Raw genomic sequence first — 26,024 nt, forward strand, 5'->3', positions numbered from 1 at the left:
CAGCCGCCGCCTGGAACAGCAGGCATGTCCCTGACGTTGCGGTTTTCGCTTCGCCGAAACGGTACGCTGCTTGGCAAACCTCGCGCCACCTATTCCAAGCTGGGAAGCGACGACGCGCTCAGCCGTGCCTTCGTCGCTTCCATTCTCGAGGCTCTCGACAAGGCCTTGCCATTGCCCGTTTCAGACAGCATGGGCGGGGCAATCGCAGGCCGCATGCTTGCCCCTCGCTTCACGGCGGCCCTTGTAGGCTCATCCTGATGCACCTCGCTCGAGAGCGTGTCGCCCAGAGCGTGCCGTGGTTGGGACAACGACACGCGCAAAACGACAATTCAGTGCAGGTCGGTGACGTGCCCTGAAACGGGCGGGTTGTGCGGCTGGAACATCTTGCCGCGCTCGGCAAGAAGAATCATCAACAGTGCCGCGACCGAGACGCTGCAGAAGCCGGCGGCAAGCGGCGTCACCGTTCCGTTGAAAGCCTGGCCGATCAGCGTGCCGAGAATGCCGCCGAGAAAAGTCTGCATGAAACCCAGGATTGACGACGCCGTGCCGGCCAATTGACCGAGCGGCTCCATGGCCAGCGCGTTGAAATTGGCGCCAAGCGCACCGAACGGAAGCATGGCGCCGGCAAAGAAGGTGATGAACAGCCAAAGCGGCATCTTCGTTTCCAGCGAAACGACCAGCCACGCCAGGCTGATGACCAGAAACAGCAGCAGCGCGCTCTGCGATAGTCGGCGCATGCCGATCCGACCGACGAGACGCGAGTTAAGGTAGTTGGAGAAGGCGAGCACGCCGGCGACCCCGGCGAAGATCACCGGGAACATTTCGCCGACGTTGAAGATGTTGACGTAGATCTGCTGCGCCGAGGCGATGAAGCCGAACATGGCGCCGAAAATGAAAGTGCTGGCAAAGGCGTAGCAGAGCGCGATGCGGTTGGTGAGTACGATGCGGAAGCCGCCGAGGATGGAGGAGGCCGTCAGTGGCCGGCGATATTCGGGATGCAGCGTCTCGGGCAGACGCAGCAGCGACCATGCCGAGACGATCAGGGCACCGATAGCCATGGTGACGAAGATCCAATGCCAGGTCGCGAATAGCATGATGAACTGACCGATGCCGGGAGCAATGACCGGTATCGCCATGAACACCATGAAGATCAGCGACATCACTTCGGCCATGCGGCGGCCATCGAATGTGTCGCGTACGATCGAGACCGCGATGACGCGCGTCGCCGCCGCGCCAATACCCTGCACGGCGCGGCAAAGCAGAAGGGTTTCAAAACTTGGTGCAATGGCGGCCGCGGCGGCCGCCGCCACGTAGATGATCAGGCCGGCGACGAGTGGCGAGCGGCGTCCGTAACGGTCCGAGATCGGGCCGAAGAAGAGCTGGCCGCCGCCAAAGCCCAGAATATAGGCGGTGACGACATATTGCCGGTGGTTTTCATTCTCGACGCCGAGCGAGGCGCCGATCTGCTGCAGCGCCGGCAGCATGATGTCGATGGCCAGTGAATTGAGCGCCATCAGCGCCGCGCACAGCGCAATGAACTCCCAGCGCGGGATGGGCAAAATGGTTGCCCGTTGCGGCGCTATCGATTGCTGGTCCACGGCAAGTCCGATCTCTCAAACGAAAACGCGCCGGCGGGCCGGCGCATTGGCTCGTCTTGGTCCCGACGTTAGGGATATATGGCGTCAGGACGAAAAAATTGCTGAGGTGGGGCAGCCCCGGTGCTCAGCGCAGTCGTTACGACATGCCCGAAACCGAAATCAGGCGGCGCCTTTGACGCTGACGCCCTTTTCGACCAGGAAGTCCTGCAACTCGCCGGCCTGGAACATCTCGCGCACAATGTCGCAACCGCCGACGAACTCGCCCTTGACGTAGAGCTGAGGGATGGTCGGCCAGTTGGAATAATCCTTGATGCCCTGGCGCAGTTCGGCTGAGTCCAGCACGTTCACGCCTTTATAGTCGGCGCCGATATAGTCGAGGATCTGCACGACCTGACCGGAGAATCCGCACTGCGGAAAACCGGGGGTGCCCTTCATGAAAAGGACGACGTCGTTGCCCTTCACTTCATTGTCGATGTAGTCGTTGATACCGCTCATAGAAAATCCTTTCCCGCCTGTGGGAGTCAGGCTCGAAACATGTCCTTCAAATAAACCCATAGGGTGCCCGAAACAAGACTTTAGCCATGCCACGGCCGAAATGGCGCAAAGGATGGGCCGTTTTGGGCCAAGCGGGGGTCGAGTTGGCTGGTCCTCAGTCGGGAACGCTGGTCTGCAGCGCAAGGGCGTGCAGCACGCCGCCCATATTGCCCTTCAGCGCGTCATAGACCATCTGGTGCTGCTGGACGCGGCTCTTGCCGCGAAAGCTCTCGGCCACGACTTCGGCCGCGTAATGGTCGCCATCGCCGGCGAGGTCTCGGATCGTCACGCGGGCGTCCGGAATGCCGTCCTTGATCAGTTTTTCGATGTCGCGGGCGTCCATTGCCATTGCAGAATTTCCTGTTTCGGGCGGGCGGCGGCGTGCCGCTAGTGCGATGAGAGTCGGGGTAAACCTAAAGCCTTTCCAGCCGGGATTGAAGCCGTTCCGTCCACCATCGGAGCGATTGTCGGCTACAAGGCATTCTCATCATGATGGATCGCATCGTCCGCGGTTTCGTCTTCGCGCATCGAGAAGGCGCGGCCAAGGCTGAAGACCAGCACATAGAGTGGAAGATTGACCGCCAAATTGGCGATTGGCAGGTAGCTGGTCATCCGCCAGGCGGGCGAAAAGAACGGTTGGCCGTAGCCATCGCAGACAAGCGAAGAGCCATATTCCCACAATGCCCCCAGCACCGCCGCGACGGCGAAAAGCTTGATGCAGATGACGACCCGACCTGTTCGCGTGTTGTCTGGCAGAAGCCGGGTCCAAAGCAGCAGGCAGATGATCGGAACCGCGTAGAGGAGGTTCTGCAGCACCAGCATCGGAAGCGCGCCATTGTCCGCGGCGAGGAACTCGGCGCGCGTTTCCAGCCTCGGACAAACCTCGCTCGAGGTCGTCGACAGCAGGAAGAAGACGAACGGTCCGAGGAACCAGAAGAAGAACAGCGACGGCCAGAAGACGACTGCGAGCAGCGCCCGGGCGGCCAGTCTCGTCAACTGGCCTGGTCCATGAAGCGCGGGAACCAGCCTTCATGCGCGGTGGTCAAGTCGTTGACCGGGATCGCCCTGGCATCGCCGAGCTTCAGTGTCGTGCCACCGGTAGAGCCGATCCAAGGCGCGAAGATGCCGAGTTCGCCCTGCTGCTTGCGGATGGCGTCCCATTCGTCGCCATGTGGATCGATCGACAGCGTCAAGAGATAGCGGCCCTGATCCTCGCCGAACCAGACCGGTATCGGATCGGTGCCGACCAGTCCGGGAACGGTCGCACCGATGCCCGACGCCATCGCCATTTCCGCCAGCGCCACGGCAATGCCGCCATCGGAAACGTCGTGGGCCGCGGTGACAATGCCGGATGCGATCAGCGAACGCACATGGTCGCCGACGCGCTTCTCGTGCTCAAGGTCGACCGGCGGCGGCGGGCCGTCGGTGCGGCCATGGATGTCTCTGAAATAGACGGACTGGCCAAGATGCGTGCCCCAGGAAGCGGGAGCACCGACCAGCAGGATCATCTGGCCCTCGGCCGCGAAGCCAATCCGCACCATCTTAGACCAGTCGGCGATCAGTCCGACGCCGCCGATGGTCGGCGTCGGCAGGATGCCTTGGCCGTTGGTCTCGTTGTAGAGCGAGACATTGCCCGACACGATCGGGAAACCAAGCGCGCGGCAGGCATCGCCGATGCCTTTCACCGCGCCGACCAGCTGGCCCATGATCTCGGGCCGTTCCGGGTTGCCGAAATTGAGGTTGTCGGTGGCGGCCAGCGGCAACGCGCCGGTGGCGGTCAGGTTGCGCCAGCATTCGGCCACGGCCTGCTTGCCGCCCTCGTACGGGTCGGCTTCGCAATAGCGCGGCGTCACGTCGGAGGAAAAAGCGAGCGCCTTGGTGGCATGGCCCTCGACGCGCACCACGCCGGCATCGCCGCCGGGAAGCTGCAGCGAATTGCCCTGGATCAGCGTGTCGTATTGCTCCCAGACCCAGCGACGCGACGAAAGATCCGGTCCGCCAAGCAGTTTCAGCAGTGCATCGGCGACATCGGCCTGCGGAATATCGTTGGCGGCAAGCGGCGCCGGCCTCTTGGGTTCGATCCAGGGGCGGTCGTATTCGGGCGCCTTGTCGCCGAGATCCTTGATCGGCAGGTCGGCGACCTGATCCCCCTGATGCAACACACGGAAACGCAGATCGTCGGTGGTCTTGCCGACAATGGCGAAGTCGAGGCCCCATTTGTGGAAGATCGCCTCGGCTTCCTTTTCCTTTTCGGGACGTAGCACCATCAGCATGCGCTCCTGGCTTTCTGACAGCATCATCTCGTAGGCGCTCATGCGCTCTTCGCGCACCGGCACCTTGTCGAGGTCGAGCTCGATGCCAAGGTCGCCCTTGGCACCCATCTCGACCGCCGAACAGGTAAGCCCTGCGGCACCCATGTCCTGGATGGCGATGACGGCGCCGGAGGCCATCAGCTCGAGGCAGGCCTCCAGCAGGCATTTTTCGGTGAAGGGGTCGCCGACCTGCACGGTCGGGCGCTTCTCGTCGATCTTGTCGTCGAATTCCGCCGAGGCCATGGTGGCGCCGCCGACGCCGTCGCGGCCGGTCTTGGCGCCGAGATAGACAACCGGCAGGCCGACGCCCTTGGCTTCCGACAGGAAGATGGCGTTGGTCTTGGCAAGGCCGGCCGCGAAGGCGTTGACCAGGATGTTGCCGTTGTAGCGGGCATCGAAATTGACCTCGCCGCCGACCGTCGGCACGCCAAAGGAGTTGCCATAGCCACCGACGCCGGAAACCACGCCGGCGACGAGATGCCTGGTCTTGGCGTGGTCGGGAGCGCCGAACCGCAACGCATTCATCGCCGCGATCGGCCGCGCCCCCATGGTAAAGACGTCGCGCAGGATGCCGCCGACGCCGGTCGCGGCTCCCTGGTAGGGCTCGATGAAAGACGGGTGGTTATGGCTTTCCATCTTGAAGACGACGCAGTCGCCGTCGCCGATGTCGACCACGCCGGCATTCTCGCCCGGTCCCTGGATGACCTGCGGCCCGGTGGTGGGCAGCGTGCGCAGCCATTTCTTGGAAGATTTGTAGGAGCAGTGCTCGTTCCACATCGCCGAGAAGATGCCGAGTTCGGTGAAGCTCGGCTCGCGCCCGACGAGATCGAGAATGCGCTGGTACTCATCGGGCTTCAGCCCATGCGCGGCAATGAGTTCTGGGGTGATCGGCACGGAATTGGAAATGGTCATGGGCGGCGATGTATGTCCATGGAGCTTGGATTTTGAGTCCCCTCTTATCGCAAGCTTTGTGGCCGATACACCCGTCGATTGGCGAAAACGCACGAAAACCCGACAAAGCCACAGGGCAGCCTGATGGCTGGCTTCCGAAGCGCTTTGCGGTTCAGGAGAAGCTGTCGTAGCCCGCGCGGCCCTCATCGAGGAGGCGCCTGATGACCGCAACGCCGTCGGCGACGTCTCCACGACGTCTCGGCTGCGAAACACCGAAACGGACGCCATGAAAGACCTGTTCCGAGCGGCCGGCCTTGAACTCGTCCTCGTCGTCGATCAGCACGCCGTGTTCCAGGCAGGCGTTCTTGAAGGTGCCGGAAAGCCAGGGGTCGGGCAGGGTGAGCCAGACAAAGGGCACCTTGTCATGTGACTTGAACGCGAAGCCGGCCAAGGTTTCGCGAACGATCGCGATGCGGGCGCTGATTTCGGCGATGCTGCGCTTGCGGATATCGCTGGCCTGTCCCGAAAGCACCAGACGGGCATTCACCTCCGCCAGCAGGAACGGCATGCCGCCGGTCATCATCTTGTGGGCGACGCGGATACGGTGGCGATAGGCGGGCGGGCAGGCGAGCCAGCCACCGCGCATGCCGGCCGCCACCGATTTCGACAGGCCGCCGGCAACGATGGTGCGTTCGGGGGCGAATTCGGCCAGCAGCGGTGTCGGATCGTCGGTCAGATTGCCGTAAAGGTCATCCTCGATCATGACGACATTGTAGTCGCGTGCAACCCGCGCCATCGCCTCGCGGCGCGCGGCCGACAGTGTCGCCAGTGTCGGATTCTGCGCGGTCGGCATCAGGAAGATCATCCTGGGATGCTTTTGTGTGCAGACGCGCTCGAAATCGTCGGGGTCGATGCCTTGGTCATCCGATGCCACCAGCGCGGTGCGCCGGCCGATCAGCCCAGCACTGCGGGATATCTGAGAATAGGTGAGGTGTTCGAAGGCGACATAGTCGCCAGGCGTTGTCAGCGCAGCGATCGCGCCCATCACCGCGGCATGGGTGCCGAGCGTCGGAACGATGGCGTCGGCGGCTGGTCGAAAGGAATTGCGCGACAGCCAGCGGACGCCGGCTTCGTACCAGCGGTCCGGAAAATCGCGCATATAGCTCGAAATTTCGTGCGGATGATCCTGTGCGGTGCGCGACAGCACATCGGCAACATCAGCGCCCTGGCCGATATCGGGTGCCGCGGTGCTGTCGAAACGCAGCTTGTCCTTGGGCGCATCGACATAGCGCGTGCCTTCCACGCTGACGTCGGGGGCCTCCGGCTTCAGGCCGTCGGGACGCTGACCGAGCACATAGGTTCCTCGCCCCACTTCGCCACTCACCAGCCCGCGCTCGCGCAGCAATTGGTAGGCCCGGCCGACCGTGCCGACGGTGGTGCCGATGTCATAGGCGAGGTCGCGCTGCGGCGGCAGTTTCGCGCCGGCATCGATCACGCCCCGGTCGATATCTGACTCAATGCTGTCAGCAAGGCGCTGATAAAGAGGACCGGAACCGGCAGTGAGGTCTGGAAGCCAACTTGTCATGGTGACAATTTTGTATATTGCACCGCATTGTGAGTCAATACATATCGAAAAGCGTGCCCGAGAGGGGTACAATCGAGAAGTCTGGTTGATAAAAATGGATACAATCGCGACAATCCGTCATTCGAGACCCGAGCTATCAGACCAGGCGCTACGCCCGTCCGGCCAGCGCGGCTTTGTCGGCAGCATGGTGCGTGTGATCAGGTCATTGGCGAGATGGATCGACCATTTGCTGGAGCGCCGACGCAGTCGGCTGGCGTTGCTGGAGATGACCGACGATCAGCTCAAGGACATCGGCATCTCCCGCTGCGATGCCCACCGTGAGGCCATCAGGCCTTTCTGGGAGTAGGCTGGTCTTAGCGGACATCGTTGGTCCGCAGACGCGCGACGCCGTGATCGACGAAAACGGCGACAACGCAGATCATCAGAAACATCGCCGTGACGGCCAGCGCCGCCGTGGCGACACTGGCTGCACCGTTCTTGGCGACGTCGAGGAAGGGGTAGGGCACCTCGCCGGCAAGCGGCGCGCGCGTCAGCGCATAGGCCAGATAAGCGACGGGATAGAGCATCCACCACGAAATGTCGCGCCAACGCGTTCTGCCGTCGGCGCCTGCTATCAGCCACCACAGCACGAACAGCACGGGCGTCACGTAATGCAGCAGCACATCGCAGAGCAGAAAGAGGCCCTGCGGGTGCCATAGCCGCGCCAGGACCGTGGCGTAGACGATGGAGACCAGGGTGATGGAAACAGCGACGCCTGCACGCATCCTTGGTCCAGCGAAGGCCGGCAGCCACGCATAGCCGGCCGGTGACAGCAGCGACGTGTGCACCAGCACGGCGCCAATGTTGGTCAGGATGGTGAAGAAGCTGAAATAGAACACGATGGAGCCAAGCAGGCCGCGGCCGGCTTCCATCGACGCCGGAATGGTGATGCAGAACTGCAGGACGAGCGCGATCAGGCCGAAGGCCAGACCCGCCACCTGCAGAAAGCGGCCCATGGATTAGGCAGTTGCCGCGCAGGCCGGGTTGCCGGCCTGCCAGCGGGCGATGTCGGCCCCGATGCGTGCGCCAAGCGGGTCGTTCATCAGCGGTCCGAACACGTCGACACGGCTCGAATTGCCTTGCGCCTGCACGACCAGCAAAGGCTTGCCGCCATAATGCTTGGCCGGCACCAGCAGGAAGCGCGGCGTGCCGCTGAACGAGTTCAGCTCATTGGCCATCTGATATTGCCTGAAGGCCGGGTCCTTGCTGGCGATCCAGCATTTGTGGGCCGCGATCGCCACCTGTTCCATGGCCAGCAGCGCCGCACTTTTGCCCGAGGGCACGGGCGTGCTCTTCGGGCTCGATTGGCACGATGCCAGGGCAAAGCCCGCTGCGGCAACGAAGGCGATCGTCTTGCTCTTGATCAAGCGGCACCCATCTCGAGTTCGGACAGAAAGATCTTCAGGCCGTCGGTCATCTCGCCCCATACACGCGACAATGCCGGATGCTGCAGGGCGATCTGCTCATAGGCATCGAACTTGGGATAGGCGTCGAGCAGGTCGTGGCGGCCTGTCATGGCGCGGAAGTTGTTGAAGATGAAGCGCGTCGGCGTCAGCCAGGCGTCGGCGAAGCTGATGTCGCTGCCGAGCGCGAAGGGACCTTGCGCCATGCGCGCCTCGATCGCCGCCAGCCCGTGGTGCAGGCGGGCGAATTGGGCTTCGATCTCGGCGTCGTTGCGCTTCGGCACGAAATGCAGCTCGAACAGCTTCATCGTCGGCGTCAGCACATCGAGATCGGTGATGCGGGCGAACATGCGCACCAGCGCGCGATCCTTGGAATCAGCCGGCAGCAGCGCCGGTTCAGGAAACCGTTCCTCCAGATACTCGGCGATGACGACCGATTCGACGATCGTTTCGCCCGAGCCGGTGATCAGCACCGGAATCCGGTTCATCGGCGAGATGGCGCGAAATTCTTCGGGGATTGGAAAACCCGGCGGTGGCGCGATGATCTTGACCGGCACGTCCTTGATATAGGCCAGCGCCCGCACGATCGAAGAGTAGGGCGACAACGGTCGCGAATAGAGTTTCATGACAGTCTCTCCCCAGTGACGCGGACTTTTCCATTGGAATGGCTGGAATGCCCGGCTTGTTTCAAGGCTTTCGCCTCAGTGGTTATCAGGCGGCGATGCCGAGGGCGCCTTCGAAGAGCGCGCGGCCGTCGCTGCCGCCATGGGCGGCCTCGATCAGGTTTTCAGGATGCGGCATCAGGCCAAGCACATTGCCTTGTTCGTTGATGATGCCGGCGATGTCGTTGATCGAACCGTTGGGATTGGTGCCTTCGGCATAGCGGAACACCACCTGGCCTTCGCCTTCGACGCGGGCAAGCGTCTCTGTGTCGGCAAAATAGTTGCCGTCATGGTGCGCCACCGGCGAGCGAATGATCTGGCCGGGCTGATAGCGGCGCGTGAACATGGTGTTGGCGTTGGCAATCTGCAGTTTCACCTGCCGGCAGACGAATTTCAGCGATGAGTTGCGCATCAAGGCGCCCGGCAGCAGTCCGGCCTCGACCAGGATCTGGAAGCCGTTGCAGACGCCGATGACCATGACGCCCTTCGCCGCCTTTTCGGCAACCGCCCGCATGACCGGCATGCGCGCGGCGATCGCGCCGCAACGCAGATAATCGCCGAAGGAGAACCCGCCCGGAATGGCGATAAGGTCGACGTCGGGGATTTCGGTATCGGTCTGCCAGACGGTAGCCGGCGCATGTCCCGAAATCTTGGTCAGCGCCGCGATCATGTCGCGGTCGCGATTGAGGCCAGGCAGGAGGACGACGGCTGATTTCATGGCAGTTCCCGTTCGAGCATCTGAGTGAGATACCGGGGTGAAACGTGATTGGTCAACCAGACACCGTTGTCGGAGAGAAAGAATGACGCTCCGTCCGTCGTCATGGCTGCCGAGTCGACCTGCAGGATAACACTTTTTCCAGCGCGACGACGCGCGACGATCAGAGCCGTTTCGACATCTTTTGACAAGTGAACATGCTGGCGTGACTGGCTGGTCAGGCCTTCGCGCAGAATGGCGGGGAGAAACTCTTCCTTGGTGCCGTGATAAAGCAAATCAGGCGGAACAGAGGGCGGCAGACCGAGATCGACATCGACGCTGTGTCCTTGCACGGCACGGATGTGATCGCCGTCGACAGCAAAGCGCTTTTTCGGATTCTCTTCGACAATGCGCAAAACATCGACGCCTGATGCGCCGAACTTCGTCTGGATGACCGCGCAAAGCGCGCCAAGATCGGCCCAGCCATTTTCGTCGAGCGACAATCCCGCCTCGTGCGGCGCGTGCCGCAGGACCAAGCTCATGAATTTCGGGATTTGCGTGTCGTTTGGCATTGTAAGAAGCGGTCGCGCCACTGTGATTGGTCGGCTTTTATTTCAGTCCGTCCATTTGAGATATCGCTTGCCGGTCTAACGAGTGGGAGCCTGGCGGTCAAACCGCTCATACCAAGTTTTCTTGCTGAAAAGCGTCCGCGAAGGTTTCAGGCGGTTACTCTTGATTAAGTTTACGCCCACGTATGTTGGCTTTGAGAGACCATATTGAAGATTTTATACAGTACGAATCCCGGCGTTAACGCCTCTACTCACAAGATGAAGTTGCATACAAAGGACTAAGGCTCGAGTGGACAGCGACAAGATCAAAGAGCGCGAAAATGTTCGACGCAGCATGTGGGTCTCGGCAACGATCATAGTATCGCTCTGTGCGTTTACGTTCATGCTGGTCTGGGACGTTAGCCCTTCTGCCGGAACGCTTTTTTCAAACTGGCTTTCTCTCGATACCGACCTCGGTGTATGCGCTGAGGCGTTCACACGTCTAATCCTGGCAACCACGATCATCTCGGTCGGTCTGGGAATTATTTCTGCTGGGTTGGTCGTCTCCGATCTAGTTGACGTCTTCAGCTACAAGAGAGACTTTCGCCCTTACCGCAGGCTTTTCTTGGCAGGGGCGGTCCTTACGGCATTGTTGCTGGTGCCGCTTATTTCGAAAGACGGTGGGTGGTACGCTGGCGGCCATCACGGCATGTCGCGGATCGATCTCGCGAACGCCTGCGTCGCCAGCCACTACACCATTTTCTACAGGCTGTACTGGCACCTTCTCGTCGTCGTGATCCTGGGTTGGGCCAGCATGATGGTGTTGACGAGCTTGCGGCGCGCTATCATTGACGGGCGCGATCCGAACCAGCTTTCGGACGATCCGCGTGTCAGGGAAATCCAGCTGCGAACCTTGAAATGGTCTCAACGCCGCCGGGCAGTTGGACGAATCGCGTTCAAGCTCGCTGCGACCATTCTGGCAGCGGCGCTGTTTTATGGCGGCGCGTCGTCCATGAAGCCCGCCATTGCTCGGTTCGTTCATACATTCACCTGGGAACGGCAAAAAGTGAATGTGGTCGAGACCGGCATGCAATGTGTGCTCGAAGTCAAAGTCAAGCGCGAATGGGTGGAGCGGTCCCGTGCCGATTGCTCTTCCAACGCCGAAACGCCAACGCCAACGCTGACGCCGGGCGCCGGTGTCTGGCGTATCACGAAAATCCCGACCGCAAAGCTTGCCTATCGTGCTCCGAACGGTGGCCAATATTCGTTCGACGTGGTCGGAGATTTTTTTGTGAATTTCCCGACGTCAGTCGGCACCGAGATCGAGGTGCTGCGCAATCCGGCCAGCCCTGAGGGGATCGACAAGGTATTCGACAATGGTGACATCAGGCGAATGGCCTACAAGCTGCTCATGATCGTCATTGGCGCCGCTGCGATCTACTTCTTGTGGGTTCGCAGACAAAACTCACGCCCGGTCTAAAGCAGATCATTGCTCATGGGCAGGGCCTGCCCGTGTTTCCAGCCCCAGCGATGCCAATTCCCAATCATTGGAGAAGGCGGCTTCAGCTCAGCGTTACGCTATAGTTCTCGATCACCGTGTTCGCCAGCAGCTTGTCGCACATGGCTTTGAGATCGGCCTCGGCCTTGGCCTTGTCGGCCCCGGCCAGCTCGACATCGAACACCTTGCCTTGCCGCACCGTGCCGACGCCATCAAAGCCCAGTCCTGACAGCGCGTGTTCGATCGCCTTGCCCTGTGGGTCGAGCACGCCGTTCTTGAGGGTGACGGTTATGCGGGCCTTGATCACGCTGGACACGCTCCTGTTCGAATATCGATATTAATGCGGCTTGCCCTTGAGGCCATCGGTCGAGGCGACAAGCACCGGGCCGGTCGGGCGAGGCGGCTCGTTCTCGTTCATGATGCCGAGGCGGCGGGCGACTTCCTGGTAGGCCTCGACGAGGCCGCCCATGTCACGGCGGAAACGGTCCTTGTCGAGCTTGTCCTGCGTCGCCACGTCCCACAGGCGGCAGGAGTCCGGCGAAATCTCGTCGGCGACGACGATGCGCATCATGTCGCCCTCGAACAGACGGCCGCACTCGATCTTGAAGTCGACGAGTTGGATGCCGACACCCATGAACAGGCCGGAGAGGAAGTCGTTGACGCGGATGGCGAGCGCCATGATGTCGTCGATCTCCTGCGGGCTCGCCCAGCCGAAAGCCGTGATGTGCTCTTCCGAGACCATCGGATCGTCGAGCGCGTCCGCCTTGTAATAGAATTCGATGATCGAGCGCGGCAAAACGGTGCCTTCGTCGATGCCGAGGCGCTTGGACAGCGAACCGGCGGCGACATTGCGCACCACCACTTCGAGCGGGATGATCTCGACTTCCTTGATCAACTGCTCGCGCATGTTGAGCCGGCGGATGAAATGGGTCGGGATGCCCATGCGGTTCAGATGGTTGAAGATGTGCTCGGAAATACGGTTGTTGAGCACACCCTTGCCGTCGACGACCTCGTGTTTCTTCTTGTTGAAAGCGGTGGCATCATCCTTGAAGAACTGGATGAGCGTGCCCGGCTCGGGTCCCTCATAGAGGATCTTGGCCTTGCCTTCATAAATGCGGCGGCGATTTTTCATCTGATTTTTTCTCTGGATTTGCGGGCAGGCGGCAAGCGACCAGTTCATGTCCGTCTGCCTAAATTAGTGCGGCGACGGGGCGTTCAATGCCGGGTCTATCCCAATCACATCGTTTGCTCAATCGGCAAATCCTTCCAATCAACCGCTTTCAGGACTGAAATGCCGCAGCGCAGCATGCGACGAAGCATATTGACCGGCTCGCGACCTTTTGGTTTGTGTGCTTGGCAATACACATATTCACCTGCCAACGAATCGGATTTGACCCGGAGGGACTCCATGAGCAGCATGAAGGATCGCGAAGAGGGCTTTGAGCGCAAGTTTGCCTTCGATGAGGAACTCCGGTTCAAGGCCTCGGCGCGCCGCAACAAGGCGCTTGGCCTGTGGGCCGCCGAAAAGCTCGGAAAATCGGGTGCCGACGCCGATGCCTACGCCAAGGAAGTCGTTGTTTCGGATATCGAGGAAGCCGGCGATCATGACGTGTTCCGCAAGATCCGCAGGGATTTCGATGCCGCGGGCGTCGCCCAGTCGGACCATCAGATCCGCCGCACCATGGACGAACTGATGGCGCAGGCCATCGAGCAGATCAAGAACACCTGATCCGCGCCGAGGCAGGTTTCGGCAAAAGTGTCCACGGTTTTGCGGCAGAACCTGCGACAAACCTGGGAATGACTGGACCAATCGACCGCCCGGCCGTTCCGGGCGGTTTTTCTTTGCCTTTGTCGCACTTTCCGGCTGAACTGCTCATGCTAACAAGGAAAGAGATTAGATGTCCCTGAAGTCCCGCCTTGCCGCCGATGAAACGCTGGTTACCGCCTGGTCCGGCGTGCCGGATGCCTTGACCGTCGAGATTCTCGCCAAACAGGGGTTCGATGCGGTTACGCTCGACATGCAGCATGGCGGCCATCACGAGGACAGCGTGCTTCGCGGCCTCATGCCGGTGCTCGCCGCAAACAAGCCGGCGCTGGTGCGCATTCCTGTCGGCCGTTTCGACATGGCGAGCCGGGCGCTCGATTTCGGCGCCGAGGCGGTCATCGCGCCGATGGTGAATTCGGTTGCCGACGCAAGGCTGTTCGCCGCGGCCATGAAATATCCGCCGCTCGGCGAGCGCTCGTGGGGCCCGACCTATGCCTTCCCGCGCCATGGCAAGGGCGACCAAGCCGAATGGCTGCGCGACACCAACCAGCGCACGATGGCTTTTGCAATGGTCGAGACGCGCGCCGCACTCGATGCGCTCGACGGGATCCTCGACACGCCGGGCATTGACGGCATTTTCCTCGGGCCATCGGATTTCTCGATCGCCTGGACCAATGGCACCACGGTCAATTCCACGCTGGAAAGCATGATGGAGACGGTGGCGTCTGTTGCCGAGCGCACCCGCAAGGCCGGAAAACATGCCGCGATCTATGTAGTCGAGCCAGCAATTGCCGGCCGCGTCGTGTCGATGGGCTACCGTCTGCTCGCCACCGGGTCCGAGCATGCGCTGATTTCGCTGGGGGCAAAGACCCTGCTGAAGGGCATCAAGGATTCGATCGACGCCTGACGCGGCGCGACCGCTAAGCCTTCAGGTCCGTCAGGAACTTGGCGAAGGTCATGGATCCTTCGGGCCACGGGCCGAAGCCTGAATCCGCATTGAGATGACCGGTCTCGCCGGCATCGATGAACAGCGAGCCCCAGGCGCCGGCAATATCCTCGGCGACATCGAAGGCGCAGAAGGGGTCGTTGCGGCTGGCAATCACGATCGAGGGAAAAGGCAACGGCTCGCGCGGGTAGGGACCGAAGGTCATCAGGTGCTTCGGCTTGATCTTCGGATTGGCGACATCGGGCGGCGCAACGAAGAAGGCTCCGGCGACCGGCCTCACGAATTGCGGAATGGCTTGCACGGCCGCCGCGACCCCAAGCGAGTGCGCGACGATGACCACCGGCCTCTCGGCCGCGTTGACAGCGTTGGCCACGCTCGCCGTCCAGTCCTCGCGCACCGGCTTCGACCACTCCGCCTGCTCGACGCGTCGCGCCGTCGACAGTTTCGACTGCCAGCGGGTCTGCCAGTGCTCTGGTCCGGAATTGGTGTAGCCCGGAACAATCAGAATATCTGCGTCTTTGACTTTCATGGTGGTGAGATAGCGAGCGCGATTGCCTCATGCAACCATTGATGGACGTGCTCTTGCTCGTAATGGTGAACACCATGTTCGCTTTTCGCTGTCTTGTGTGAACGATTATGATCGACGATCTCTCATCACAGGAGAAACAGCCGTGGAGGCCCGGGATTTTGGCGCTGACCCGACGTACAATGATTGGTGGCGCCGGGCTCCTGGTTTGGGGCCATCGTCAAGCGTTATCGCAACCGAGACAATGATGAGCGAACTGCCATTTGCCGCCACCACGCCGGTGAGCGTTGCCCGTGTCGGGCTGAAGGCGCGCGATGCCGAAAGCCTCGCTGCCTATTACCGCCGGGTTGTCGGCCTGCAGGAGTTGAGCCGGGCCGGCCGCACGATCACACTGGGCGCAGCCAACCGTGCATTGCTCGTCCTCGAGCCGGATGCCTCCGCCAAGCCGGACGACCCGCGCAGCGCGGGCCTGTTCCACACGGCTTTCCTGCTTCCCAGCCGTGCCGATCTCGGCCGTTGGATCAACCACGCCATATCAGACAAGATCGCCGTCGAGGGTGCTTCGGACCATCTGGTCAGCGAAGCGCTCTACCTGACCGACCCCGAGGGCAACGGCATCGAAATCTACGCCGACCGCCGTCCGCAGGACTGGACGTGGAACGGCGACAGGATCGCCATGGCGACCGAGCGGCTGAACATTCCTTCTGTCGTGGCCGAGGTGCCGGCAGGCGATGCGGGCTGGCAAGGCGCGCCGGAAAATAGCATTGTTGGTCACGTCCATTTGCGCGTCGGCAGGCCGGAAGAGGCTGAAGCCTGGTGGAACCAGGAATTCGGCTTCGACACGGTGGCTAAATATGGCAGTCAGGCGGTGTTTCTGTCGTCCGGCCACTACCATCATCATATCGGCGCCAATGCCTGGCAGAGCGCCGGCGCCGGCCGCCGCGACCCCGCCCGCTCGGGCCTTGCCTGGGTCGAGATGCGCTCGGACAATGTGACCAGCGAAACGACCCGGGAGGACCCTTGGGGCACGGTTATCAGGACAGTCCCAGGCAAGGCGTGATCGCCGTCAACACAGCTTCTTTCTCCCCGTAAACGGCAGGGCTATCGCATATGGAGGCCGAGACTTTCGCCCTACGAGTACCCCCACCCCTAACCCCTCCCCACAAAGGGGAGGGGGACTTCCGTTGATGCCGATCCTGGCTGATTGAGCATGTTTTTCGATGCCGGGGCGGAAGTAAGATGCGCGCGGCAGCATTCCCTCCCACTTGTGGGGAGGGTTAGGGTGGGGGTTCCTCTTCGCAAGAATCCATATGCGATAGCCCTGCCGTGAACGGGGAGAAGGAAACTCAGGTCTTGCCGAACACCCGCCTGAAAATCGTGTCGACATGCTTGGTGTGGTAACCCAGGTCGAACTTCTCGCGGATTTCCGCGTCGGGCAGGGCAGCGGTCACTTCTTTGTCGGCCAGAAGTTCCTCGAGAAAATCAGCGCCTTGTTCCCACACCTTCATGGCGTTGCGCTGAACCAGCCGGTAGGAGTCCTCGCGCGACAGGCCGGCCTGCGTCAGCGCCAGCATCACGCGCTGCGAATGCACAAGGCCGCGGAACTTGTTCATGTTTTTCAGCATGTTCTCGGGGTAGACGACCAGCTTGTCGACGACGCTGGTCAGCCGCGACAGCGCGAAATCGAGCGTCACCGTGGCATCCGGGCCGATCATGCGCTCGACCGAGGAATGCGAGATGTCCCGCTCGTGCCAAAGCGCCACATCTTCCATCGCCGGCAGGGCCATGGAACGCACCATGCGGGCTAGGCCGGTGAGGTTTTCCGTCAGCACCGGATTGCGCTTGTGCGGCATGGCCGACGAGCCTTTCTGGCCGGGGGAAAAATACTCTTCCGCCTCCAGCACTTCGGTGCGCTGCAGATGCCGGACCTCGATCGCCAGGCGCTCGATCGACGAGGCGATGACGCCAAGCGTGGCGAAGAACATGGCGTGGCGGTCGCGCGGGATCACTTGCGTCGACACCGGCTCCGGCTTCAGCCCGAGCTTTGCCGCCACATACTCCTCAACATAGGGCTCGATGTTGGCGAAGGTGCCAACCGCCCCGGAAATGGCACAGGTTGCGATGTCCTCCCGCGCGTGAACCAACCGCTCGCGGCCTCGCGAGAATTCGGCATAGGCCTGCGCCAGCTTGATGCCGAAGGTTGTCGGCTCGGCGTGGATGCCGTGGCTGCGACCGATGGTGACGGTGTTCTTGTGCTCGAAGGCACGGCGCTTGAGCGCGGCAAGCAGCACGTCGATGTCGGCGAGCAGGATGTCGCTGGCCCGGGTGAGCTGCACGGCAAGGCAGGTGTCGAGCACGTCCGAAGACGTCATGCCCTGATGGATGAAACGCGCGTCGGGTCCGACGAACTCGGCAAGATGGGTCAGGAAGGCGATGACGTCATGTTTGGTGACGCGCTCGATCTCGTCGATCTTTTCGACGTCGAATTTCGCCGCGCCGCCCTTTTCCCATATGGTTTTCGCAGCTTCCTTCGGGATGACGCCGAGTTCGGCCAACGCGTCGCAGGCATGGGCCTCGATCTCGAACCATATGCGAAACCGGGTTTCGGGCGACCAGATGGCGACCATTTCCGGACGGGAATAGCGAGGGATCATATGGATCGATTTCCAGCTTCGCGTTGCGTTGGCCGCGTCCTATCAGAGGTGGGCAAAATGCTCAACGTTGCTGCCGCCCAAAGCGGAGGCCCGCGACAAACAAGGCGGAAAACAGAGCCGGTGAGGCGAAGACGGGGTGCCTGCCATTCGGCATGGTAGGATTGCAAGGTTTCCAATCCGGCGGTCGGGTCAAAGACCGAATCAAAATCTCGTCTGGCCAAAAGATGCATCCAAACGGATTGTCATTTGTTATTGTCGGCAGTCCCCAAATGGAGAACCCCCCATGACCGACACCAGTAAAATTCGTGAACATATGGAAGTCGTCGGCGCCGATGGCGTGCATTTAGGCACCGTCGACAAGGTCGACGGCCAGCGTATCAAACTGACCAAGGCTGATAGCGGCGAGGGCGCTCACAAGGGCCATCACCACTACATTCCTCTGGCCCTGGTTGCCGAAGTCGATGGCAAGAAGGTGTGGCTGTCGGCGAATTCCGATGTCGCGGTGACGTTTGAGGAAGAGAAGTCGGATCCGGTCTGATTGACGGCTTCGGCCAATCCCATCCGGGATTACGTCAACACAACAACGAGATAGAACGGGTTGCCGTTTGCGTGAAACGGCAACCCGTTTTAGCGACGCGATGACCAGACGGGAAACAGATCATTGTCGGCTGGCGTCGCGGCAAACACGCCGCGGCTGATGGCGCGTGCCATGGTGGCGCCGGCCGCGGCATAGAGGTCGATTGCCGCATCGGCTTCGAGCCGGATGCCGCTCTTGCCCGTTGCCAGCGCGAACACCAGATCACCGTCGGCCGGCGTGTGGGTCGGCCAGATGGCGCGCACGAAGCCGTCATGCGCCGACATCGCCAGGCGTTTTGCCGCGGCCTTGGTGAGGATGGCATCCGTGGCAATCACGGCGATCGTCGTGTTGCCACCGGTTTCCATCTGCTGCCCGGCATGCCTGTCGCGAAACTTCAGCAAGATGCTCTTCGCATCGTCCGGCACGGGTGAGAGATACCCAAGCCCACCGAATTCGTCACCGATTTCAAACGGCGCTGCCCAGAAATGGCGGGTGTGGCTGACTGTGACCGATCCGGTCGGGTTGACGGCTGCCAGCGCACCGATGGTGACGCCACTGTCCAGCAGGGTCGACGCGGAACCCAAGCCGCCCTTCAGCCCCGCGGTCAGCGCGCCGGTGCCGGCGCCGGTAGTGCCGAGTTGGAAATCGGTCGCGGCGGATTGCGCCGCCTCGTAGCCGAGATCCCGGTATGGGGGATAACGGCCCCAATCCTTGTCGCCGCCATTGCGCAGATCGAACAGGATCGCCGCCGGCACGATCGGCACCCGGAAGCCGCCCACCTCGAAGCCGATGCCGCGCTCGCGCAGCATGGCCTGCACGCCGGACGCCGCGTCGAGGCCGAAGGCCGAGCCGCCCGAAAGCACCACGGCGTGGACCGTCTCCACCGAATTGTGCGGTTCGAGCAGGTCCGTCTCGCGCGTGCCGGGCGCACCGCCAAGGATCTGCACACCCGCCACCGCCGGCTCGTCGCAAAGCACAGCCGTCACGCCGGACTTCAGCCTGGCATCCGACGCGTTGCCGACGCGCAGGCCGGCAACGTCGGTGATCAGATTGCGCGGACCGGTGCGGAACATCAGTTGCTTTCCAGGGGCACGAAGCGCGTGCCATCGAAGCGGAAGACGCGGTAAAGGCTCTGGCTGAGGTCGCCCTTGGCGTCGAAGCGGATCGGCCCGATCGCCGTGGCGAAATCATTGGTGTTCAGTGCATCGGCCAGCGGCTTGCCCGAGCTCCCGGACAAGGCCGATGCCGCCTTGGCGATCTCGACCGCCACATAGGCCGGCAGGGTGTAGCCGTCCGGCACGATCTTTCGCGCGGAGAAGCTTTCCAGCACTTTGGGGTCGGCGACATCGGCCCATTCGGGCGGCGCGATCATCAACGTGCCCGTTGCATAGGGAACGTCGCTCGGCGGCGTGCGCAGATTTTCACCGCCGGCAAAGACGATGCCGGCCTGAAGTTGCGCGGCATCGCGGCCCATGATCGCGATGTCATCCCCGTCACCCCCGGCAAAGACGTGGGTGGCGCCAGCCTTTTTCAGCCGGCCGACGAGGCCGATCTGGTTGTCGAGCTGTGGCCGGAACGTGTCGACAAAGACAGGTTTCAGTGCCGCCTGTTCCGCCGCCGCGCGAAATGTCTCGGCGATCTCGCGGCCATATATGGTGCCGTCATCGATGATGGCGAAAAGCTCGTTCTGCCACAGGCGCGTCAGGGAGGAGGCAACGGCATTGCGCTCATCGTCGCCGCGCGGCCCGAGGCGATAGACCGGCCAGCCGGTCTTGGCGCGGCGGTCGGTCAGACTTTCGGTGCGCACGCCGACGGTGATGACCGGAATATTGGCGTCCTTCAGGATCGGCAACGCCGCCTCGATCGCCTCTGTGCAGAGGAAGCCGACCACCACATCGACCTTGGCCGCCGCGAAGCTCCTGGCCGCGGCCGCGCCGCCATCGGCGGTGCAGGCGTCGTCCTCGGTCTTGAGTTCAATGCCGCTTGCTTCCGCCGCAAGTTCGGCGCCGGTCTCGATCTGCTTGCCGAGGATGACCGATGGTCCCGACAGGGGCGCGGCGACGCCGACGGTGAGCGTCTCAGCGCTAGCCGTGCTGGCCACGAACAGGCAGGCCAGTGCGGCGGATATCGTTGCCCCGGATCGCATCCTTTCGAAGAGTCCCTCCAAGCCCGCGACATCACGCAGGCACCAATCCCCGCCAAGACCTAAAGGGTGCCCGGCCTTGGTGCAACACGCGAATTCAGGGATATGGGCCAAGCACTTCGCTTGTGGCATGTCATGTCTGGCCATATATAGCGGTAGGGTTTCTGGCTATGGAAAATTCCGGTGCTGAAGAAGAATGATATTGGACCGCAGGCCTATCGCGACGCGATGAGCCATTTTGCCGGTCACGTCCATGTGGTCACCACGGACGGGCCGGCGGGCAAGCGTGGCGCGACGGTGATTGCTGCCTGTTCGGTATCGGACACGCCGCCGACCATCCTGGTCTGCCTCAACCGCGAGAATCCCAAGAACGAGCCTTTCGTGAAGAACGGCAGATTTGCCTTGAACACGCTGGCGTCGCACCAGCAGCCGCTGTCGATTGGGTTTTCCGGCATCACCGGTCTGCCGGTCGAGGAGCGTTTCGCGCTCGGCGAATGGGACGTGATTTCCACCGGCGCGCCGACGCTGAAGGGCGCGCTCGCGGTGTTCGATTGCGAACTGATCGACACCAAGGATCTGGCGACCCATCGTGTGCTTTTTGGCAAGGTGACAGGCCTGCGCATGGGCGATAATTTGCGGCCGCTGATCTATCACGCACGCGCCTACCACGTTCTGGACAGTGGGGCAGCGGCGCCCACGGAGAAGGAATGAGCGATTTGAGACCGCGAGCCGTGCCGCGGACGATCGACGAGACGCTCGATCTCCTGACCGGCGCGGACTATGTGGCGGACCGGTCACTGGCGACCGTGCTTTTCCTGTCGTTGCGCATGAACAGGCCACTATTTCTCGAGGGCGAGGCCGGCGTCGGCAAGACCGAGATCGCCAAGGTGTTGGCTGGGGCGCTCGGCCGCAGGCTGATCCGGCTGCAATGCTATGAGGGGCTCGATGTCTCCTCGGCCGTTTATGAGTGGAATTATGCCGCGCAGATGATCGAGATCCGCATGGAGGAGGCGGCCGGCAAGGTCGATCGCTCCGCCATGGAACGCAACGTGTTCTCCGAAAAGTACCTGATCCGCCGCCCGGTGCTCGACGCGTTGACCGGCAAGGCGGGGGCGGCCCCGGTTTTCCTCATCGACGAGTTGGACCGCACGGACGAAGCCTTCGAGGCTTTCCTGCTCGAGATTCTGTCCGACTTCCAGGTGACGGTGCCCGAACTCGGCACCATCAAGGCGGAAGAACCACCGATCGTCATCATCACCACCAACCGCACCCGCGAGATCCATGACGCGCTGAAGCGGCGCTGCCTCTATCACTGGGTGGATTATCCCAATGCCGAGCGCGAGCTGGAGATCGTGCGCCGCAAAGTGCCGCAGGCCAACCAGCGGCTCTCGGCGGAGGTGGTTTCCTTCATCCAGAAGCTGCGCCGGATGGAACTGTTCAAGGTGCCGGGCGTCGCCGAGACCATCGACTGGGCCGGCGCGTTGACCGAACTCGACAAGATGGCGCTCGATCCCGAGACCGTATCCGACACGATCGGCGTGTTGTTGAAATATCAGGACGACATTGCCCGCATCGGCGCGGGCGAGGGCCGGCGCATCCTCGACGAAGTCAAGGCCGAACTCGCGGCGGCGGAGTAGCGGCAATGAAGGCGCCGCGTCCCGACCCCAGAGAGGCGACGGCGGACGGCCGCATCGCCGATAACATCGTCTATTTCGCCCGCGCCTTGCGCAAGGCAGGCATGCGGGTCGGGCCGGCCTCGGTCAAGGACGCGATCGAGGCGGTGCTCGCCGCCGGCATCGGCTCGCGCGACGATTTCTACTGGACGCTGCATGCCGTGCTGGTCTCACGCCATGAGGATCACCCGACCTTCGACGAGGCTTTCCGGCTGTTCTGGAAGTCGCGCGAACTGATCGAGAAACTGCTGGCGATGTTTTCGCCGGTAGCGCCCGATGCAAGGGAGAAGCAGAAGCCGCGCGCGGCTGAGAACCGCGTCAGCCAGGCGATGTTCGAGGGCCATCGGAAGAACCAGTCGCGGGAGGTTCCCGAGATCGAGGTCGATGCCCGCTTCACTTTTTCCGGTAACGAGGTGTTGCGGGACAAGGATTTTGCCCAGATGAATGCCGCCGAGATGGCCGACGCCAGGAAGGCGATCGCGGAGCTGAGGCTGCCTGTCGACCTGGTACGGACCCGTCGCTTCAAGGCCGATGCGCATGGCCGCCGCATCGATCCGCGCGCCACGATGCGCGCGGCCGCGCGCACCGGCGGCGAGTTGATCCTGCCGAAATTCCGTTCGGCCCGCGAGGCCCACCCGCCGCTGGTGGTGCTGGCCGACATTTCCGGTTCGATGAGCCAATACACGCGCATCTTCCTGCATTTCCTGCACGCGCTGACGGAAAAACGCCGGCGCGTGCACACCTTCGTCTTTGGCACCAGGCTGACCAATCTGACGCGGCAGATGCGACATCGCGACCCCGATGCGGCACTCGCCGACTGTTCGGCGGCGGTCAAGGACTGGTCGGGCGGCACGCGCATCGGCGATACGCTGGCCGAATTCAACCTGATATGGTCGCGGCGCGTGCTGGGGCAGGGCGCGGTCGTGCTCCTGATCACCGACGGGCTGGAGCGCGACGATGTCGCCGGCCTCTCGCAGGAGATGGAGCGGCTGCACAAATCCTGCCGACGGCTGATCTGGCTGAACCCGTTGCTGCGCTTTGACGGTTTTCAGGCGCGCGCCCGTGGCGTCAAGGCGATGCTGCCGCATGTCGATGAATTCCGCTCTGTGCACAATCTTGATGCGCTCGCCGACCTCTGCGCCTCGCTGGACAAGAAGTCGGCGCTTTCAGTCGATCCGCGGCGATGGATGGATGCTGGCGCGAGGCGTGCGGCATAGCCATATGCCTTCTTGGCTCCTTGGAAAAACAGACCCTGAGAGAAGCGACGATGAGCGACAGCATTTATCTCGACGAGGCCCGCGATCCGCTGATCATCGCGGAGGGCTGGATGAAGGACGGCAAGGATGTCGCCATCGCGACCGTGGTCGAGACTTGGGGTTCCGCGCCGCGTCCGGTCGGCAGCCACCTCGTCATCGATGCGGACGGCAATTTCCACGGCTCCGTTTCGGGCGGCTGTGTCGAGGGCGCCGTGGTGGCCGAGGCGATGGACGTCATCGGCTCCGGCAAGGCAAGGATGCTGGAGTTCGGCGTTGCCGATGACACCGCCTGGCAGGTTGGCCTGTCCTGCGGTGGCCGCATCAAGGTTTATGTAGAGAGACTAGGCTGATCTCCCATGGATCCCTACGCGCTGAAGACACTCAACGCCGAACGTCGCGCCCGCCGCGCGGCGATCCTCGTCACCGATCTCGGTGACGGCCGCGATCGTATCGTGCGTGAGGGCGATCAGGTTGCGGGCGAGCTCGGAACAGCAATCGCCAGGGCTTTCCGATCAGGCAACTCCGGTTCCGTCGAAGCGGAAGGACGGACCATCTTCCTCAATGCGCATCTGCCGCAGCCGCGCCTTGTGGTGATCGGCGCCGTCCATATCAGCCAGGCGCTGGCGCCGATGGCAAGGATCGCCGGCTATCCCCTCGAGATCATTGATCCGCGCACCGCTTTCGCCACGCCGGACCGTTTTCCCGATGTCGCCTTGCATGCCGAGTGGCCGGAAGATGTATTGAAGCGCCAGCCGCTCGACGCCTACACGGCGCTTGCCGCCGTCACCCATGATCCGAAGATCGACGATTTCGCGCTGAAAGCCGCGCTTGACGCCAACTGCTTCTATGTCGGGGCGCTCGGCAGCCGCAAGACGCACGCCAAGCGAGTCGAGCGCCTGCTGGCGCTTGGCGCGAGTGCCGAACAGGTCGCCCGCATCCACGCGCCGATCGGGCTCGATATCGGCGCCGCGAGCCCCGCCGAGATCGCGGTCGCCATTCTCGCGCAAACCATCTTAGCCTTCCGCTCGCGCGGCCTCGATGCCTCTGCATCGCGCGTCCAGGTGGACGCGCGGCCTTCTGCGGGCGCGGTGGCGTGAAATTCGGTCCGATTCCGATTGAGGCGGCCGAAGGCGCGGTGCTGGCACATGCCACCACCGCCGGCGAAAAGCGCTTTCGCAAGGCCCACAGGTTGAGCGCCGAAGATGTCGCCATACTCAAAGCGGCAGAGATATCGCAGGTCGTTGCGGCCGTGCTGGCTTCGGGTGATCTCGGCGAGGACGCCGCGGCGCAGAGAATCGCCGAGGGCATGATTTTCAGCGGCGTCGAGGCCAGGCCCGCCGCCACCGGTCGGGTCAATCTCCATGCCAGGGCGGCCGGCATCTTCACGGTCGATGCCGCCATGATCGACGCCATCAACGCAGTCGATCCCGCCATTACCATCGCGACGCTGGCTCAGCACGCGCCGGTCGAGAAGGGCCGGATGGTCGCGACGGTGAAGATCATCCCGTTCGCGGTTGCCTCCACACTTGTCGACGCAGTGACGGAAATCTGTGCCGGCGGAGAGATCTTCGCCGTCAACGCCTACAGACCGGTGCGCGTCGGCGTCGTCCAGACGGTTCTGCCGGGCATCAAGTCCAGCGTGCTCGACAAGACGTTGCGCGTCACCGAAGCACGGCTGGCGCGCACGGGCGGCAGGCTGACGGCGGAACGCCGCACGGCACACGAGATCGCGCCGCTGGCCGATGCTGCCAACTCGCTGGCGCGCGACAACGACATTGTGGTGATCTTCGGCGCCTCGGCGATGAGCGATTTCGCCGATGTCGTTCCGGCGGCGATCGAAATGGCGGGGGGGACCGTCATCCGCGCCGGCATGCCAGTCGATCCTGGCAATCTGCTGGTGCTCGGCACGCTTGCCGGCAAGCGCGTCATCGGTGCGCCCGGCTGCGCCCGCAGTCCCAAGGAAAATGGCTTCGACTGGGTGCTTGACCGATTGATTGCCGGCCTCGACGTCACCGCCCGCGACATTGCCGGTATGGGGGTCGGCGGGCTGTTGATGGAAATCCCGACGCGGCCGCAGCCGCGCGAGCCGCTGCCCGCCAAGAGCAAGCTCAAGGTCGGGATCGTGCTTCTGGCGGCCGGCCGGTCGAGCCGCATGGGAGGGCCGAACAAGCTTCTGGCGCTCTTCGATGGCCAACCGCTGGTGCGCCGCACCGCCGAGCGTGCGCTTGCCTCGAAGGCATCGGGCACGATCATCGTCACCGGTCATCAGCGCGAGCGGGTACGGGCGGCGTTGTCGGGTCTCGACGTCACCTTCGCCGACAATCCCGATTTTGCCGATGGCCTGTCCACTTCGCTGAGAGCCGGTATTGCCTATCTGCCACATGACATCGCCGGTGCGATGATCGTGCTGGGAGACATGCCGGGTGTCGCGCCCGAAGACCTCGACAGGCTGATCGATGCGTTCCGCAAGGCTGGAGGCAATTCGGTGGTTCGCGCCTCGCATGGGGGCAAGCGCGGCAACCCGGTGCTTTTGCCACGCTCGCTGTTCCCGGCGATTGCTCATCTCGAAGGCGATACCGGTGCCCGCCATCTGGTCGAGGCCGAAGGGCTCGATGTCATCGATGTCGAGATCGGCGAGGGCGCGTCAGTCGATGTCGACACCCGCGAAGCGTTGGAAGATGCCGGCGGCGTGCTGCAGGATTGACAAACCCAAGCTGTAG

The 26,024-nt window shown here is 62.6% G+C and carries 31 protein-coding genes; 13 read left to right on the forward strand and 18 right to left on the reverse strand.

Translation table 11 applies throughout. The features are described from left to right. The first annotated feature begins 24 nt into the window (after positions 1-24). Positions 25-258 carry a hypothetical protein gene (locus tag FJW03_RS06840; protein WP_226890607.1) on the forward strand — a complete coding sequence of 78 codons (234 nt, stop codon included), beginning with the start codon at positions 25-27 and terminating at the stop codon, positions 256-258. Positions 259-329: 71 nt separating this feature from the next. On the opposite strand, the gene FJW03_RS06845 is transcribed toward FJW03_RS06840, so the two are convergent. The 6 genes from FJW03_RS06845 to FJW03_RS06870 all read right to left on the reverse strand — a co-directional run bounded on the left by FJW03_RS06845 (position 330) and on the right by FJW03_RS06870 (position 6,920). Beyond that, positions 330-1,598: a multidrug effflux MFS transporter gene (locus FJW03_RS06845; protein ID WP_140762225.1), complete on the reverse strand. Its 1,269-nt coding sequence runs from the start codon at positions 1,596-1,598 to the stop codon at positions 330-332. Between the two features lie 159 nt (positions 1,599-1,757). Further along, positions 1,758-2,093 (reverse strand): Grx4 family monothiol glutaredoxin, encoded by a 336-nt coding sequence (grxD, locus tag FJW03_RS06850; protein ID WP_140609381.1) that lies wholly within the window; start codon positions 2,091-2,093, stop codon positions 1,758-1,760. A gap of 154 nt (positions 2,094-2,247) precedes the next feature. Continuing rightward, entirely contained in the window at positions 2,248-2,481 is a 234-nt protein-coding gene (locus FJW03_RS06855; protein ID WP_056562227.1) for a BolA/IbaG family iron-sulfur metabolism protein, read from the reverse strand. A 122-nt stretch (positions 2,482-2,603) separates the two neighbouring features. Then, positions 2,604-3,128 carry a hypothetical protein gene (locus tag FJW03_RS06860; RefSeq protein WP_140762223.1) on the reverse strand — a complete coding sequence of 175 codons (525 nt, stop codon included), beginning with the start codon at positions 3,126-3,128 and terminating at the stop codon, positions 2,604-2,606. After that, on the reverse strand, positions 3,125-5,356 hold the full coding sequence (gene purL, locus FJW03_RS06865; RefSeq protein ID WP_140762220.1) for a phosphoribosylformylglycinamidine synthase subunit PurL: 2,232 nt from the start codon (positions 5,354-5,356) through the stop codon (positions 3,125-3,127). The genes FJW03_RS06860 and purL overlap by 4 nt, the downstream gene beginning before the upstream one ends. Positions 5,357-5,507: 151 nt before the next feature. Continuing rightward, on the reverse strand, positions 5,508-6,920 hold the full coding sequence (locus FJW03_RS06870) for a PLP-dependent aminotransferase family protein (protein ID WP_140762217.1): 1,413 nt from the start codon (positions 6,918-6,920) through the stop codon (positions 5,508-5,510). Positions 6,921-7,014: 94 nt separating this feature from the next. On the opposite strand from FJW03_RS06870, the gene FJW03_RS06875 reads away from it, so the two are divergent. Beyond that, positions 7,015-7,266, forward strand: coding sequence for a DUF1127 domain-containing protein (locus tag FJW03_RS06875; protein WP_140609373.1), 252 nt, complete (start codon positions 7,015-7,017; stop codon positions 7,264-7,266). Positions 7,267-7,273: 7 nt separating this feature from the next. Here FJW03_RS06875 and FJW03_RS06880 read toward each other — a convergent pair whose 3' ends face one another. The 5 genes from FJW03_RS06880 to FJW03_RS06900 form a co-directional block, all read right to left on the reverse strand. Then, a complete protein-coding gene (locus tag FJW03_RS06880) occupies positions 7,274-7,915 on the reverse strand; it encodes a Pr6Pr family membrane protein (RefSeq protein ID WP_140762214.1) in 642 nt (213 codons plus the stop codon). 3 nt (positions 7,916-7,918) lie between these two features. Then, positions 7,919-8,326, reverse strand: a complete 408-nt coding sequence (locus tag FJW03_RS06885; RefSeq protein WP_140609369.1) for a hypothetical protein — start codon at positions 8,324-8,326, stop codon at positions 7,919-7,921. Then, positions 8,323-8,988 (reverse strand): glutathione S-transferase family protein, encoded by a 666-nt coding sequence (locus FJW03_RS06890; RefSeq protein WP_140762211.1) that lies wholly within the window; start codon positions 8,986-8,988, stop codon positions 8,323-8,325. The genes FJW03_RS06885 and FJW03_RS06890 overlap by 4 nt, the downstream gene beginning before the upstream one ends. Before the next feature lie 85 nt (positions 8,989-9,073). Continuing rightward, positions 9,074-9,742: a phosphoribosylformylglycinamidine synthase subunit PurQ gene (purQ, locus tag FJW03_RS06895; RefSeq protein ID WP_140609365.1), complete on the reverse strand. Its 669-nt coding sequence runs from the start codon at positions 9,740-9,742 to the stop codon at positions 9,074-9,076. Next, positions 9,739-10,290 carry an RNA 2'-phosphotransferase gene (locus tag FJW03_RS06900; protein ID WP_140762209.1) on the reverse strand — a complete coding sequence of 184 codons (552 nt, stop codon included), beginning with the start codon at positions 10,288-10,290 and terminating at the stop codon, positions 9,739-9,741. Before FJW03_RS06900 ends, purQ begins: the two co-directional genes overlap by 4 nt. Positions 10,291-10,576: 286 nt before the next feature. Here FJW03_RS06900 and FJW03_RS06905 point away from each other — a divergent pair, with 286 nt between their 5' ends. Next, positions 10,577-11,746, forward strand: coding sequence for a hypothetical protein (locus FJW03_RS06905; RefSeq protein WP_140762206.1), 1,170 nt, complete (start codon positions 10,577-10,579; stop codon positions 11,744-11,746). Between the two features lie 82 nt (positions 11,747-11,828). Here FJW03_RS06905 and purS read toward each other — a convergent pair whose 3' ends face one another. The 3 genes from purS to FJW03_RS06920 form a co-directional block, all read right to left on the reverse strand. After that, positions 11,829-12,071: a phosphoribosylformylglycinamidine synthase subunit PurS gene (purS, locus tag FJW03_RS06910; protein ID WP_140762203.1), complete on the reverse strand. Its 243-nt coding sequence runs from the start codon at positions 12,069-12,071 to the stop codon at positions 11,829-11,831. A gap of 30 nt (positions 12,072-12,101) precedes the next feature. Then, positions 12,102-12,896: a phosphoribosylaminoimidazolesuccinocarboxamide synthase gene (gene purC / locus FJW03_RS06915; protein ID WP_140762200.1), complete on the reverse strand. Its 795-nt coding sequence runs from the start codon at positions 12,894-12,896 to the stop codon at positions 12,102-12,104. Between the two features lie 104 nt (positions 12,897-13,000). After that, positions 13,001-13,183: a hypothetical protein gene (locus tag FJW03_RS06920; protein WP_226890608.1), complete on the reverse strand. Its 183-nt coding sequence runs from the start codon at positions 13,181-13,183 to the stop codon at positions 13,001-13,003. Between FJW03_RS06920 and FJW03_RS06925 the strand changes: the two genes are divergently transcribed. Next, a complete protein-coding gene (locus FJW03_RS06925) occupies positions 13,173-13,493 on the forward strand; it encodes a DUF1476 domain-containing protein (RefSeq protein WP_140609359.1) in 321 nt (106 codons plus the stop codon). The genes FJW03_RS06920 and FJW03_RS06925 overlap by 11 nt on opposite strands. Before the next feature lie 169 nt (positions 13,494-13,662). Beyond that, a complete protein-coding gene (locus tag FJW03_RS06930; RefSeq protein WP_140762197.1) occupies positions 13,663-14,436 on the forward strand; it encodes an HpcH/HpaI aldolase family protein in 774 nt (257 codons plus the stop codon). Between the two features lie 13 nt (positions 14,437-14,449). On the opposite strand, the gene FJW03_RS06935 is transcribed toward FJW03_RS06930, so the two are convergent. Then, entirely contained in the window at positions 14,450-15,004 is a 555-nt protein-coding gene (locus tag FJW03_RS06935) for an RBBP9/YdeN family alpha/beta hydrolase (RefSeq protein ID WP_140692503.1), read from the reverse strand. A 244-nt stretch (positions 15,005-15,248) separates the two neighbouring features. On the opposite strand from FJW03_RS06935, the gene FJW03_RS06940 reads away from it, so the two are divergent. Continuing rightward, positions 15,249-16,061, forward strand: coding sequence for a VOC family protein (locus FJW03_RS06940; protein ID WP_140762195.1), 813 nt, complete (start codon positions 15,249-15,251; stop codon positions 16,059-16,061). Positions 16,062-16,347: 286 nt separating this feature from the next. Here the strand turns inward: FJW03_RS06940 and purB are convergent, their stop codons facing one another. Then, positions 16,348-17,655 (reverse strand): adenylosuccinate lyase, encoded by a 1,308-nt coding sequence (gene purB, locus FJW03_RS06945; protein WP_140762189.1) that lies wholly within the window; start codon positions 17,653-17,655, stop codon positions 16,348-16,350. Positions 17,656-17,938: 283 nt separating this feature from the next. On the opposite strand from purB, the gene FJW03_RS06950 reads away from it, so the two are divergent. Then, entirely contained in the window at positions 17,939-18,193 is a 255-nt protein-coding gene (locus tag FJW03_RS06950; RefSeq protein WP_010909112.1) for a DUF2171 domain-containing protein, read from the forward strand. Positions 18,194-18,282: 89 nt separating this feature from the next. Here the strand turns inward: FJW03_RS06950 and FJW03_RS06955 are convergent, their stop codons facing one another. Both FJW03_RS06955 and FJW03_RS06960 read right to left on the reverse strand, forming a co-directional pair. Continuing rightward, complete coding sequence (locus FJW03_RS06955; RefSeq protein WP_140762187.1) at positions 18,283-19,305, reverse strand: P1 family peptidase; 1,023 nt, start codon at positions 19,303-19,305, stop codon at positions 18,283-18,285. After that, entirely contained in the window at positions 19,305-20,378 is a 1,074-nt protein-coding gene (locus tag FJW03_RS06960; RefSeq protein WP_140762184.1) for a branched-chain amino acid ABC transporter substrate-binding protein, read from the reverse strand. The genes FJW03_RS06955 and FJW03_RS06960 overlap by 1 nt, the downstream gene beginning before the upstream one ends. A gap of 180 nt (positions 20,379-20,558) precedes the next feature. On the opposite strand from FJW03_RS06960, the gene FJW03_RS06965 reads away from it, so the two are divergent. Genes FJW03_RS06965 through FJW03_RS06990 form a run of 6 tightly spaced genes read left to right on the forward strand, consistent with a single transcriptional unit; the run spans position 20,559 to position 26,008 of the window. Beyond that, positions 20,559-21,086 carry a flavin reductase gene (locus FJW03_RS06965; RefSeq protein WP_140762179.1) on the forward strand — a complete coding sequence of 176 codons (528 nt, stop codon included), beginning with the start codon at positions 20,559-20,561 and terminating at the stop codon, positions 21,084-21,086. Continuing rightward, positions 21,083-22,012 carry an AAA family ATPase gene (locus tag FJW03_RS06970; protein ID WP_140762177.1) on the forward strand — a complete coding sequence of 310 codons (930 nt, stop codon included), beginning with the start codon at positions 21,083-21,085 and terminating at the stop codon, positions 22,010-22,012. The genes FJW03_RS06965 and FJW03_RS06970 overlap by 4 nt, the downstream gene beginning before the upstream one ends. Positions 22,013-22,017: 5 nt before the next feature. After that, entirely contained in the window at positions 22,018-23,265 is a 1,248-nt protein-coding gene (locus tag FJW03_RS06975; RefSeq protein WP_140762174.1) for a vWA domain-containing protein, read from the forward strand. Between the two features lie 50 nt (positions 23,266-23,315). Beyond that, positions 23,316-23,654, forward strand: a complete 339-nt coding sequence (locus FJW03_RS06980) for an XdhC family protein (RefSeq protein ID WP_140762171.1) — start codon at positions 23,316-23,318, stop codon at positions 23,652-23,654. Between the two features lie 6 nt (positions 23,655-23,660). After that, on the forward strand, positions 23,661-24,401 hold the full coding sequence (locus FJW03_RS06985; protein WP_140762168.1) for an XdhC family protein: 741 nt from the start codon (positions 23,661-23,663) through the stop codon (positions 24,399-24,401). Beyond that, positions 24,398-26,008, forward strand: coding sequence for an NTP transferase domain-containing protein (locus FJW03_RS06990; RefSeq protein ID WP_140762166.1), 1,611 nt, complete (start codon positions 24,398-24,400; stop codon positions 26,006-26,008). The genes FJW03_RS06985 and FJW03_RS06990 overlap by 4 nt, the downstream gene beginning before the upstream one ends. Positions 26,009-26,024 lie beyond the last annotated feature (16 nt).

It is taken from the genome of Mesorhizobium sp. B4-1-4 (assembly GCF_006439395.2).
GTDB lineage: Bacteria > Pseudomonadota > Alphaproteobacteria > Rhizobiales > Rhizobiaceae > Mesorhizobium.